Annotated in this window: 8 protein-coding genes and 1 tRNA gene; 6 read left to right on the top strand and 3 right to left on the bottom strand. The window is 65.1% G+C overall.

What is annotated here, in order from left to right; genetic code table 11:
• Window positions 1-116 precede the first annotated feature (116 nt).
• From gltJ to HNV26_RS08920, 4 genes are all read left to right on the top strand, one after another.
• Window positions 117-2,144 (top strand): adventurous gliding motility protein GltJ, encoded by a 2,028-nt coding sequence (gltJ, locus tag HNV26_RS08935; RefSeq protein WP_171441272.1) that lies wholly within the window; start codon window positions 117-119, stop codon window positions 2,142-2,144.
• Between the two features lie 238 nt (window positions 2,145-2,382).
• Window positions 2,383-3,288: a hypothetical protein gene (locus HNV26_RS08930; RefSeq protein WP_171441271.1), complete on the top strand. Its 906-nt coding sequence runs from the start codon at window positions 2,383-2,385 to the stop codon at window positions 3,286-3,288.
• 145 nt (window positions 3,289-3,433) lie between these two features.
• Window positions 3,434-3,916: a toxin-antitoxin system YwqK family antitoxin gene (locus HNV26_RS08925; protein ID WP_171441270.1), complete on the top strand. Its 483-nt coding sequence runs from the start codon at window positions 3,434-3,436 to the stop codon at window positions 3,914-3,916.
• Between the two features lie 100 nt (window positions 3,917-4,016).
• The gene (locus HNV26_RS08920; RefSeq protein ID WP_366816816.1) at window positions 4,017-5,117 is read left to right on the top strand and encodes a TIGR04552 family protein; all 1,101 of its coding nucleotides are present in this window, start codon (window positions 4,017-4,019) and stop codon (window positions 5,115-5,117) included.
• Between the two features lie 84 nt (window positions 5,118-5,201).
• Here the strand turns inward: HNV26_RS08920 and HNV26_RS08915 are convergent, their stop codons facing one another.
• Window positions 5,202-7,328, bottom strand: a complete 2,127-nt coding sequence (locus HNV26_RS08915) for an Ig-like domain-containing protein (RefSeq protein WP_171441269.1) — start codon at window positions 7,326-7,328, stop codon at window positions 5,202-5,204.
• A gap of 270 nt (window positions 7,329-7,598) precedes the next feature.
• Complete coding sequence (ffh, locus tag HNV26_RS08910; protein WP_140864565.1) at window positions 7,599-9,245, bottom strand: signal recognition particle protein; 1,647 nt, start codon at window positions 9,243-9,245, stop codon at window positions 7,599-7,601.
• Between the two features lie 310 nt (window positions 9,246-9,555).
• Here ffh and HNV26_RS08905 point away from each other — a divergent pair.
• Window positions 9,556-9,641: transfer RNA gene (locus tag HNV26_RS08905), tRNA-Leu, on the top strand.
• 64 nt (window positions 9,642-9,705) lie between these two features.
• Window positions 9,706-10,662, top strand: coding sequence for a pirin family protein (locus HNV26_RS08900; RefSeq protein ID WP_171441268.1), 957 nt, complete (start codon window positions 9,706-9,708; stop codon window positions 10,660-10,662).
• Between the two features lie 6 nt (window positions 10,663-10,668).
• On the opposite strand, the gene HNV26_RS08895 is transcribed toward HNV26_RS08900, so the two are convergent.
• The gene (locus HNV26_RS08895) at window positions 10,669-12,624 is read right to left on the bottom strand and encodes a RecQ family ATP-dependent DNA helicase (RefSeq protein WP_253816363.1); all 1,956 of its coding nucleotides are present in this window, start codon (window positions 12,622-12,624) and stop codon (window positions 10,669-10,671) included.
• Between the last annotated feature and the right edge of the window lie 182 nt (window positions 12,625-12,806).

Here is a 12,806-nt window from a genome sequence, read left to right as displayed (position 1 = left end):
GGTTCGTACGTTAAAAGGCAGGCGGGCGGACTTGGCTCCGAACCTTGACCCCTCCGTCTGCCACTTCTACGATTCAGGCGGGATTTCTCCCGTCATTTCCGAGGCTTACGGGAACGATGCGTTTCGTCTGCGACAGCTGCCGCGCGCAGTACATGATCAGCGACGACAAGATTGGCCCCAAAGGGGTCAAGGTTCGTTGCAAGAAGTGCGGCCACACCATCACCGTGCGTCCCGCTGGCGCGACGGCCGCGAAGGACTCCGCGTCTGAGTCTTCGACCTCCGAGGCCTCCGCCTCGACTCCTGACGTGGGGAAGGGGAGTGACGCGTCCGCCGCCACGATGCCGGCGACGCTGGGCACGCCGCCCGAAGGCGGTCTCTTCACCGACGTGGAAGAGGACGAGATTGGCGCCGTCTTCGACCAGGTGCTGAGTTCCGGCACGCAGAAGATTCCCACCGAGGCCGCGAACGAAGCCGCCGCGCGCGAAGCGTCCGCGGAGAACGTGCGCAAGCTGGCTGAAGCCGAGGCCGAGCCGGACAAGGAAGAAGCCAAGGCCAACGCGGCGGCGCACGAGTGGTACGTGGCCATCGACGAGAAGCAGGTCGGCCCCTTCAGTGTCGAGAAGGTCAAGGACCTGTGGGACCGCGGCGAGGTGGGCCCGGACAGCCTCTGCTGGCGCTCGGGCTTCAGTGATTGGATTCCGTTGTCGGAGACGGCGGAGCTGGCGTCGGTGCTGGCGCCGCGGCCCTCCAAGCCTGTCATCGTCGCGCCCGAGCCGGTGTCCGGCTCGACGCCCACGGTGTCCTCAGGCCCCGTGCAATCCGCCTTCAGCGCGGGCAAGGGGGCGCGTGGTGATTCCGGGCCCGCGGGGGCATCCGAGGAGGCCGTGGGCTGGAAGCCGTCCGCGGCCAGCGTGCTGGCCTCGCTGGTGAAGGAAGAGAACGACGCGCTGTCGAAGCCGCCTCCGACGCCCGCGCCCGCTCTGGGCCGGGAGCCGGTGTCGCAGTCGCGACTGCTGGACGTGCCCATGCCGCCGCCGGAGCCGGTGTCCTCGCCGTCCCTGCGGGGCGTGGAAGTGCCGATGGCGCAGCCCATGGCCGCGCCCATGCCGTATGGGCAGCAGCCCATGCCGCAGTATCCGCAGCCGGCGCCCATGCCGTATGGGCATCAGCCCGGGCCGCAGTACGCGCAGCCCATGCCCGCGCCGTACCCGCCGCAGCCGAGCTACCCGGCCGGCTATCCGCCGCCGGGTGGGGGCAAGGGCAAGACGGGGCTCTTCGTTGGCATTGCCGCGGGGCTGCTCCTGGTCGGCGGTGGCGCCGCGGCGCTCTTCCTGAAGGGCGGGTCTGGCGCGGACGCGGCAGCGGCGAATCCTCCGGTCGCCGCGGCGACGCCCGTGGCCACGCCGACGCCGCCACCCAGCAACCCTCCGCCTCCTCAGGCGAACACGGCCCCCGTGGCGGCCGCTCAGCCGCCCGTGAATCCCGCGACGCCGCCTCAGCCCTCGCCCACGGAGGTCGCTGCGGCGCCGGCGAACACGCCTCCGCCGGAGACGCCGCCCACGGCCGTCGCGGCGGCGCCCGTGGCCGCGCCGACGCCGGCTCCGGTTGAAGCGCCGAAGCCCGCGGAGACGGCAGTCGCGAAGGCCGAGCGGCCCAACACCCGACGCACCACATCGTCGTCGCGCCGGGAGGACCCGGAGCCTCGGACATCCGCGCCGGCGCGCGCGGAGCGGTCCTCGTCGAGCGATTCGGATGATGACTTCGACGAGCTCTTCGGCACGAAGAAGTCGGCGCCGGAGGCGAAGTCGTCGTCGGCGCGTCCGACGGCCTACGTCCCCCCTGAGCCTGGGGGCGGGGTTCCGGACCGGCTGCAGCAGTCGGACATCATGGCGGTGGTGCTGGCCAACAAGCCGGCCATCGTGAAGTGCGTCAACGAGCAGAAGAAGAAGGACCCGTCGTTGAGCGGCAAGCTGGTGATGCGCTGGACCATCCAGACGAGTGGCAAGACGAGCGCGGTGTCGTGCCGCACGGATGAGTTCCGCACCACCTACATGGCGAGCTGCATCTCCGGGCTCATCAAGAGCTGGTCCTTCCCGCGTCACAAGCGGCAGGGTGAGCCCATCGACTTCCCGTTCACCTTCTGAAAAGTGGGGGCGTGCACTGAGGCTATCGCGACATGAACGTCGCGATGGCCTCCGCTCACGCTGTCTGCTTGCGCGAAGGGTGAATTTCGAGGCCGAGCAGCCGTCCGGGTGGCGTCGACACTCGTTGACACGTCCGGACGGGCGGGACTAAGCCTCACTTGCTCGCAGGGTTGTTGGGGCCTGTAATCAGTGGCCGGAGGCCCCCCGGGCGGCGTTCCAAACAAGAGGAAATCTCAACATGCAGCTTCGCAAGATGATGTTGGTGCTCACTGCGCTTGGCGCGATGAGCGGTCTCATGGCTGGTTGCGGTGACGACTCAACGTCCCCGGGTGCGTGCTCCAGCAATGACGAGTGCGGAGAGTCGGAAATCTGTCACCCGACTGCCCAAGTCTGCGTGCAGACCTGTAACTCTGGTTCGGACTGCCCCTCCACGGCGAAGACCTGCGCCCCGCTGGGCGGCACGGGTCCCAACGCCACCACGAACATCTGCCAGTGCTCCACGGACGTGCTCTGCAACGGCGGCACGGACTCCGAGTCCACGGGCCTGGTCTGCTCCGAACTGGACAACGTCTGCGTGACGGCTTGCACGTCCAACGCCGAGTGCACTGGCGACCGGACCTGCAACACGACCACCGGCCAGTGCGAAGAGGGTGACACCGGGCCCACGAGTTGCTCCGGTGAGGGCCGCTCCTCCTGTGGCTACGGTCTGATCTGCACCAGCAGCACCTGCTCCGAGCCGCCCGCTCCGACGTGCCAGAACTACACCGCGTACCCCAACAAGGCGGCGGATGTCGGCACCACCGGCCCCATTATCTTCAACATGAAGACCGTCAGTGCGGTGGCGGGCACGGCCGCCTGGTGTCCGGGTGGGAAGCGGCTGCGTCTGTCTGTTTCTGCGTACACCGATGCTGCGTCGCCGTTCCCGCAGACTGCTCCAGAACTGGGCGGCTTCTACTACGTGAAGACGGATGGATCGCGAATCAGCCCAGTCATCAGCAATGGGGAAAATGACTACGTCATCACTCAGAACGGTACCCGCGCTGACATCATCGTCAACCTGTGTGTTGCGGCTGACAGCACCACCACTTTGGTTGGCTACCACTTCGTGGACGGCAACTTCTTCTGCTTCCGGGCGAACTACTAGGACTTGATTGCGGACTCCCCGGAGCTTTGGGTGTGGTGCGGCGATTCGCAGCATGCTCACAGCACGGGCCACGATGAATCTTCTCCGCGCCCGACCGTTTCATCATGGGAGCGCGGATAGTTCGGCGTCTTGATAAGGAGAGAACATGCGGTACACCAAACTGATTCGGACGATGACTCTCGGGCTGGCCCTGGCTGCCCCGACGGCGATGGCCAACGATGTCGCTGTCAAGCTGAAGTGCCCGGCCGGCGCGACCCAGGTCGGTACGAAGGCTGAAGGCCTTTCCTGCGCGAAGGTTGATGCCGCGCAGGGGACCCAGATCGCGCACGGCGAGTACGTCGCGTATCACCCGAACGGGGTGATGGCGGCGCAGGGGCAGTTCGAGAATGGGTTGAAGGTGGGCGTCTGGACCTTCTTCGACGTCGCTGGAAACAAGCGGGGCACCACTGAGTTCAAGGATGGCGGCTGGGATGGCAAGCGCACCGTTTACTTCTCCAACGGCAAGCCCCAGCGCATTGAAGAGTACAAGAGCGGCAGGAAGCACGGTTTGACGCAGGAGCTGTCCAAGGACGGCAAGGTCGTCAGCAAGGCTCACTACGACCACAACCGCCTCGTCTCTGCTCAGTAGGCAGGTGACTTCATTGCGGTAACAAGGGCCTCTCCCTTTGGAGAGGCCCTTTGTTTTTGAGGCCTTCCCCAGCCGGGGCGACTCAGTTAGGAAGTTGCGTGTGAAGCCCCCCTCCCTTGCCCCTGCCTTGCCCGATATTCCCATCCGACCGGTGGGGCAGATGGGCCTGCGCGAACTCGAACGGATCCGGCTAATCCTTCGGGGAGGCTCGGTCATCGACTGGCGGAGGATGTATTTTCAGACCCGGGACGAGGTAGATGCCTTTCTGCGACTGCTTCAACTGGATTTGTCGCAGTCCTTCGATGAAGTCTGGGCGCGTCAGGTCCTCGCAGAGGCCGTCGAGTATCTCCGGAAGACGTTCAACTACCGCGTGTCCAATGTGGTGGCACAGCCGGAAGAGATTCATGACCTTTTCCTTTTTGCGTCGGGAGTAAAGGGCTCTTCCCGGCATCGGCGAATTGCATGCGTCGTCCTCAAGGTGATGCACGTCATTCAGCACATCGAAGGACGGGATTTGCTGTTCCGCCTGGCTATTTCAGAAGCCGAACTGGCGGAAGTGGTGACGGCGAAGGTCTTGAGTGTCGCCACGGAGATGCAGGCCAAGGGATTGCCTGTCGTGGAGTTTGCTCACTCCATCAAGACGCAGGACTCACTCATCACGAAGTTGCTGGCAAAGAAGGAGACGGTTGCTGCGCAGGTATATGACCGGACTCGATTCCGTGTGGTGACAAAGGGGCGCGAGGACTTGCTTCCTGTTCTCTACTACCTCACCCAGCGCCTCTTCCCCTTTCACCTCGTCGTTCCAGGGCAGACCGAGAACACGCTGCTACCGTTCAAGCAGGTGCTCGCTGAGAACCCTCATTTCGAGCAGTTCATACCCAAGCTGCAGCTCGACCGTGATTTCGAGGACCGAGAAGGTCCCGGCAAAAACATCTATTCGGGCAACTCGTATCGGGCATTGAACTTTGTGGTGGATATCCCCGTTCGAATGGATGCGTATCTTCCCACCCCCGAAGAGGACGGCCGTCAGCGCAAGGGGAGGATCGTTATTTCATTGGTTGAGTTCCAAATCGTCGACGAGGAGACGGCTCGGATTAATGAGATGGGAGAGAACTCTCACGATGCCTATAAGCGAAGGCAGAAGAAGCGAGTTCTCAAACGCCTGAGCCAAGGCCTTGTGGTCCCCAAGCGTCAAACGTGACAAGTCCCTGAACTTCGAACTGATGAAGAGGAGCACTCACGGCCGACTCTTGCCAAGCGTTCGGCCATGAGCGCCTCCATTACATCATTGATTGTAACGATAGATATGAATGTCGGTGCTGGTTGAGCCTGCTTCGTGCCAGGCCAACCATGGGCGGCTTTGGCGATCCATGTCGAACGTGGGCCGATGTGCCTGGGCACCACTCCCTGTCATGGAGCGCAAAGGCGGACCGATGGGCTCCCAGGTGGCGGCGCGTTGGCGGGAGACATAGATGGAACGCTGGGAGTTCGCGACGCCGCTCCATGCCACCGTGGGAATGCCGTTGTCGCCAATGGCGAGCGATGGCTCGGTATTGTTTGTCGAGTCGTGACTGAGGAGCACCGGCTCGGCCCACTCGCTACCTGTCCAGCTCGAGAAGTGAATCGAGCCATCTCCTGTGTTTTTATGCACTTCTTTCCATGCGACGGACGGCACTCCAACTGCTGAGGTGGCGATGCTGGGGGTGACCGCGGCTACTGACTGGGGCGCGGTGATGATGCTGCTCCCCATTGCTCCCGAATGGTTCAAGAGCACTCCAATGACACGGGTCTCATGCTGGGCATGGTAGGCGTCGTATGAGACGAATACGTTCGTGCCGTGTGCGCTGATGGTCGCGCTTCCAGTCGTGTCATAGTCCAATGGACGATGTACGTCGATGGTCGTCCAGTTCGCCGCGCCTGCGCTAAGTTCAAAAGCAACGATCCGGGGAATGCCGAATTGATGTGTTGCGTAGACGTAAATGTTCCCGGTGTTTGTTGTTGTTATGCTGGGTTCTGCGATGTACCTGTCTTCGGTTCCCGTAATGGGAAAGGCAGGTAGGTCCTCCCAGAAGGTGTTGTTCCAACGCCGCGCATATAGGTTTTCCCCGCTGCCAACGCCCGTCGCTTCCTGCCAGGCGATTAACACCCTTCCCGAGGCATCAAGATGCAGAGTGGGGTTCTCTGCATGAGTTGCAGTGCCAGCAAGTCCACTCAGGGCTTCGCCCAAGTGGACCCAGGTCGCCCCGTTCCAGCGGGCCACGTGGATGTTCTTGGCTGAGCCATCAAACTCAGACCAGGCGACGACGGGCAGGTCATCTGCATCCAGCTTGAGTACTGCATTCTCTGCTGGTGTCGAACCAGTTCTTGCACTGAGAGCCCCGCCAACGGGGAGCCAGACAGGGACTGTGAACTGCCATTCGGTGGTGGACTGCAGCACATTGCCCGCCAGGTCCAGAATGGGCTGACTGCCGGTTCCGAGCTTCACCAGGACTGTGCTGGGGGCAGGAAGGGGCGTGGTGGGCGTAATCATCAACGTCGTTCCGTCGGCGGAGAGGCTGACGCTTGTCTCAATCCGAGTGTTGCCGTGAGCGAGAACTTCCACGTTGTCTGGAGATATGCTCGCAGGGCGCATTGGCTCGCTGAACGTCGCCTCCAAGGAGGCACGCGCGCTGACCTGAGCATCGCTCGATGCAGGCGCGCGGCTTGAGACCTGAGGAGGCGTGCGATCCACGATCACCGTCCGTGCGATGCTCGTGAAGGTTGTGCCGCCTCGCGTGGCTCGCGCCACAAGTTGGAACGCTCCCTCGGGCATCCCCCGGGTGTCCCACGTATAGGTGTACGGCGGCGCCGAGACACGCGCGAGAAGTTGCGTGTCGCGGTGGAACTCGACAGTCTCGGCTGCGCCCCCCTCAATCGTTGCTTCCAACGGCAAAGCTCCGTTGGTGTAGGTGGCAGAGTCCGCTGGGGCGGGAGCCGCCCATCGCACGACCAGGTCTCCGGCCGGCACGACGGTGAGCTTGAGCGAGACTGTCCGGAAATCGTTGCCAGATGCTGCGCGGACCGTGATCGTCGTTTCTCCAGCCGCCGCGCTGGGGGAGACCTGGAGGGTCAATGTGGCGGTGGTCTCCCCAACGGGAATTGCTGTGGGCTGGGCGGTGATGCCGGGAGGCGGTTGCTCCAATGCTACGGAAATCCTGTCCGAGTATCCCTCGGCCCGAACGATAGCGACCTCAATGGGGCGACTCCCGCCCTGGAGTGCGGAGTCCTCGCTGGGGCTCAGGCTCAGTGTGAACTTCGTCGTGGGCTGTGCTCCTCCGTCCGGGGTTGGGTCGGGCTCGACCTCTGGGACGTTGATGCACGCAGTGGACAGGGTGATTGCGGTTAACAGCAAGGCGCAGGGGAGTCGGGACATGAGTCGGATGCTTGGCAAAGAGCGTTCCAGGAGCCGCGATGGTTGTTGAGGATGCCTGCGCCCGGCGAAGCAGTGGCCTCTCCGAGCAGCCCAAAGGCGAGTTGTGCAGGGCGTCGCGTTCGAGCCTCGGACGCATACCACGCCTCGTGGCAGCCCCGTCCTCGCCGGCGGATTCCAGTCTGAACGCGCGGATGCGCCCCGAAAACACGAACGCCCGCGCTCCCAGCACGAAGGCGGGGAGGCGGGCGTGGGCACCGGGGCCGTGGGGGCCTACTTCTTCTTCCGGTTCTTCTTCTTGTTCTCCTTCTCCCGCTTGCGGCGCTCCTTGATGGCGTCGCGGTCCTCGCTCTTGCCGGCGGCGGAGGGCGGCGCGTAGCCCATCAACCGGGCCTTGGCCATGGCGGCCTGGCCCATGGGCGGCGTGTAGCCGGGAGCAATCTGCGGCAGCTGCATGGGCATGCCCATGCCGGGCATGCCGCCGCTCATCATCTTCTCCATCATCTTCGGGTCGCCGCCGAACATGCTGGAGAGGTCCATGTTCTTCATCTGCGACAGCTGACCCAACTGCTTGAAGCCGGGGATGCGGCCCAGGAGGCCCGGGTTCTGCCCGATGGTGCCCATGACCTGCTGCATCATCCCGAACTTCTGGAGCAGCTCCTTGACCTCTTCGACCTTCCGGCCGCTGCCCTTGGCGATGCGGTTGATGCGGCTGTTGTTGACGGTATCCGGCCGCAAGCGCTCCTTCGCCGTCATCGAGTCGTACATCGACTCAATCTTCGTGAGCTCCTTTTCGTCCGGGTTGAGGTGCTCGGTGAGGTCGCCGAAGAGGGGGAACTTCTCCAGCAGGTCCTTGAGCGGTCCCATCTTCCGGACCATGCGGATCTGCTCGACGAAGTCCTTCATCGTGAACTGGCCGGACAGGAGCTTCTTGGCATCCTCCTCGGCCTTCTTCTCGTCGACGACCTTCTCGAAGTCCTTCATCAGGCCGACGATGTCGCCGAACCCGAGGATGCGGCCCGCGAGGCCGGCTGGGCGGAACTCCTCCAGCTTGTCCATGGACTCGCCCATGCCGAGGAACTTGATGGGCTTGCCCGTGACTTCCTTGATGGACAGCGCGGCGCCGCCGCGGGCGTCACCGTCCAGCTTGGTGAGGATGAAGCCGTCCAGCGTCAGCCGCCGGTCGAACTCCGCCGCCGTGCGCACGGCGTCCTGACCAATCATCGCGTCGCACACCAGCAGGATGTTGTCCGGCTGGACGTTGCCCTTGATGGACTCCAGTTCGGCCATCAGGGACTCGTCGATGGCGAGCCGGCCGGCGGTGTCGATGATCACCACGTCGCACTTCTGCTCGCGCGCGGCGGCGTAGCCCCGCTTGGCGAGCTCGGGCGGCTGGATGCCGGGCTCGTGGTAGACGGGGACCTTGAGCCGCTCGCCCAGGACCTTGAGCTGGTCCACGGCGGCGGGGCGGTAGATGTCAGCGGCGACGAGCAGGGGCTTGCGCCCTTCCTGGAGGAGCCGGCTGGCGAGCTTTCCGGTCGTGGTCGTCTTACCGGAGCCTTGGAGGCCCACCATCATGATGCCGGACAGCTGGCCCTTGGGCTTCAGCTTCAAGCTGGTGTCGACAGGCCCCATGAGGGCCTCCAACTCGTCGTGGCAGATCTTGATGAAGTGGTCCATCGGGCTGACCTTGCGCTTCTGGCCAGCCGTGTCGGTGATGGTCGTCTGCACCAGCTCGCCCACGGACTTCTCGCGGACGCGGGCGACAAACTTCTTCACGACGTCGAAGGCGACGTCGGCCTCGAGCAGGGAGACGCGGATGTCGCGCAGCGACTCGTCGACCAGCTCCGGGGTGAGCTCGCTCTTGCCGGCGAGGCGGTTCTTGGCGGCGCGGAAGCCCTTGGTTACGGTCTCGAGCATGGGGGGCGCTTTATAACAGGGTCAGGCGAGATGCGACGGTGGAGCACACCCGGCCGTCGAACTGTGAAGAGAAGGGGCCCGGAACCGGCCTTCCATGTGGCGAATCCGACCCGGGGCCCTGGATTCTTCAACGCTCTTGAGGGGTTGGCGCATCCCTGAGCACCCTGGCGCGGGCCTCGAGGCACCGCGGGGCGCGAAATGAGGCGCCCAGGCCTGCCAGGAGCCCCAGCGGCAAGGGAGGAGAGCCCGGGGCTGCACGAGGCCTTTGCCGGAGATAGGACAGGCCCTGTAGGGTGCTGCCCGCAGTGGGGCACGAGTGGCGGAACTGGCAGACGCAGCGGACTTAAAATCCGCTGGCCCGTAAGGGCCGTCCGGGTTCGATCCCCGGCTCGTGCATGGACTCCGGGCGGCTCCCGGAGGAGGCTCCGGGGACGCACACTTGGTTTCCGGCAAGGTCCTCATGAACGCCACCTCGCGCCGCCGTTTCCTCCTTCAGTCAGGCCTTCTCGTGGCGGCCTCGGCCATCGGGTGTCGTCGCTCGGAGGCTCCCGCGGTCATCCTGAAGCCGCAGCGCAACGTGGTGCAGACGCTCGAAGGTGTCCCCGCGACGGACGGAGCCGGCGTTCGCTTGACGCGGGTCATCGGGCAGCCCTCGCTGCGGAACCTCGACCCGTTCCTCATGCTCGACCGGTTCCACTCCGATGACCCCGGGGCCTACATCAACGGCTTCCCGAATCACCCCCACCGGGGCTTTGAGACCGTCACGGTCATGCTCGAGGGGCGAATGCGCCACCGGGACAGTCGTGGCAACAGCGGGCTCATCGCCGGAGGTGGCTCCCAGTGGATGACCGCGGGCCGTGGTCTCATCCACTCGGAGATGCCGGAGCAGGTGCAGGGGTTGATGTCCGGCTTCCAGCTCTGGCTCAACCTCCCCGCGAAGGAGAAGATGTGCCCGCCCGCCTATCAGGACCATACGCCCGAGCAACTCGCGGAGGAGCGCCTGTCTCCCTCGGGGAGCCGCGCGCGTGTCATCGCGGGCCACATGAACGGCCTCCAGGGCCCCGTGCGTGAGCGCCCCACGCAGCCGCTCTTGCTGACCCTGACGCTCGAGGACGACCGTCCTTTCGAACTCGACACACCGTCGGACCACACCGCCTTCGCCTTCGTGTCCTCGGGCGAGGTCGACTTGGGACCTGAAGACACGTCGAAGCCGGTGCGCGAGGGCTCGCTGGCATTGCTCGGCCCGGGGAGCCGGGTTCGTGTGCGCGCGAGGAATCGCCGGAGCGAGTTGCTCATCGCCGCGGCGATGCCCCTGCGTGAGCCCATCGTCCAGTACGGCCCGTTCGTCATGAACACCCGCGAGGAGATCCAGCAGGCCTTTGACGACTATCGCGCGGGAGTGCTCGACCAGGGGTGATGGTCGTCAAGCCACGGCCGACCGACCACAGAAGTCCAACACCTCCTCGAAGGGCCAGCCCTCCAGCGCGCCGAACAACTTGTGGCCGCCGAGCTTCGCTCGCGTGAGGGCGGGGCTGCTCAATCCACAAAGGAACCTGGCGGCCTGCCTCGGGTGCCCGAGCGACTCGGGGTGTTTCGCGGCCAGGGTTCGGAAGCCCGCCACGTCGAGGCCCGCGGGCAGTGCCGGCTTCCGGCGCACTGCGGGAAGCACCTGGGCCTCCCCGGTCCGGCAGAAGGTGCAGTGCCCACACGGCTGCTCCCTCCGCTGACCGAAGTGGGCGACCAGCGCATTGCTCTGGCACCCCGCATGGGTGACGAGCTTCAGCACGTCCCGGACACGCGTGACCTCCTGGGCCTCGCGCTGCTGAAACCGCTGATGGAGGAGTGCGGTGAGCGCTGCAGCGTCCTCCTGGGATCGCAGCCGAGTGAAGCGCTGACGCGGCTCGGAGACCTGGAGCGACACGAGCCCTTGTTCCTCGAGATATTCGATGGCTCGGACCACGCGCTCGCGGGGCTGTCGAAGCGAGTTCGCCACCTCGGCCGGATCGAGCGAGTACCAGGTGCGTCCTTTCTTCGCCCGGGCAAAGACGTCGCGCAGGAACTGCCCCCGCTCTCCCTGGAAGCGCCCCACGAGCGCGTCGATGGGCATGAGCGGCTGTACCTTGTAGCCCGCGTAGTACGGCGTGCCCTGCCTCAACACACCTTCGAGCTCCAGGTAGGTCAGCGCCGTGCGGAGCACGAGCGGCCGCACATCATGCCGGGTGGATAGCGCGAACATGTCGACGCTCAGTTCGGGACCCAGGCCGAGCAACTCGGTCACCAGGCCTTGAATTGCTTCCCGCGTGGGAGTGTCCCCGTGCGCGAAGTTCTCCAGGCTGGGGACGTCGTCCGGACACGCGAAGAGCTCCACCACCGATGGCGCTCCATCGCGCCCAGCCCGGCCGATTTCCTGACTGTAGCTCTCCAGGCCCTTGGGCAGGTTGTAGTGATACACGGCCCGTACATCCGCCTTGTCGATGCCCATCCCGAACGCGATGGTCGCCACGACGATGCCATTCGCGGAGGCCATCCAGGCTTCCTGCACCCGCTCTCGGACCTCGGGCTCCAGTCCCGCATGGTAGGCGCTGGCGGGGAGACCTTCGGCGGAGAGGAAGGCGGCCACGCGCTCGGCGGTCTTCTGCTGCGTGACGTAGACGATGGTGGGGCCGTGCGCTCGGGAACCGAGCCGCGCCAGGAGTAGCGCGTCGCGGGCCTCGGCGTGAACCGGGGTGGTCTCCAGCGTGAGGTTCTGCCGGTAGAAACCCGTGACGACCGCGTTCTCCTCGGGGATCCCGAAGCCCTGGCAGATGTCCCTCACGACGGAGGGCGTCGCCGTGGCGGTGAGCGCGAGGACGCGCTCGGCCGACAGCTCCCGTGCCGCCTTCGCCAGCTTCAGGTAATCCGGCCGGAAGTTGTGGCCCCACTCCGAAACACAGTGCGCCTCGTCCACCGCGAACAGGGAGATGCGCAGCTCACGGAGCAGGGCGGTGAAGCGCTCGTTGTTGAAGCGTTCAGGCGCCACGTACAAGAGCTTGAGCGAACCATCGCGCAGCGCCTGCGTGACTCCCTGTGAGTCGTCCACCGACAGCGAGGCGTCCAGCCGCGCGGCACGAATGCCCTGCCGGGCCAGGGCGTCAATCTGGTCCTTCATCAGCGCGATCAGCGGGGAGACGACCACCGTGATGCCCTCCAGCAGCAGCGCCGGAAGCTGATAGCAGAGCGATTTGCCGCCACCTGTGGGGAACACCGCGAGCGCCGCGGCTTTCGGACCGAGCAGCGCATCGAGGACCTCACGCTGGCCAGGGCGGAAGTCCGTCAGGCCGAACCGCTCGCGCAGAACGGTACCGAGTGAGCTGTGTCGTGCGCCATCTGCCCTGTGCATGAAGCTCCTCCAACTCGCGAACTCCGGCAACCCACGCCCTCCATGGGCCCAGTCCAGCGACTCCGTCCCTGCTCACCGAGGGCAGAGCGTAGCCACGAAGTCCACGAAGACGCGAACGATGCGTGCCGCTGAATTGGCCACCATCGCTCATGCGGTATCGCCGGCTCGGGGATAGGCTGCGG

It is taken from the genome of Myxococcus xanthus (assembly GCF_013116825.1).
Taxonomy (GTDB): domain Bacteria; phylum Myxococcota; class Myxococcia; order Myxococcales; family Myxococcaceae; genus Myxococcus; species Myxococcus xanthus_B.
Note: the sequence above shows the minus strand (reverse complement) of the source record. Positions and strands in the feature narration are given on the sequence as shown.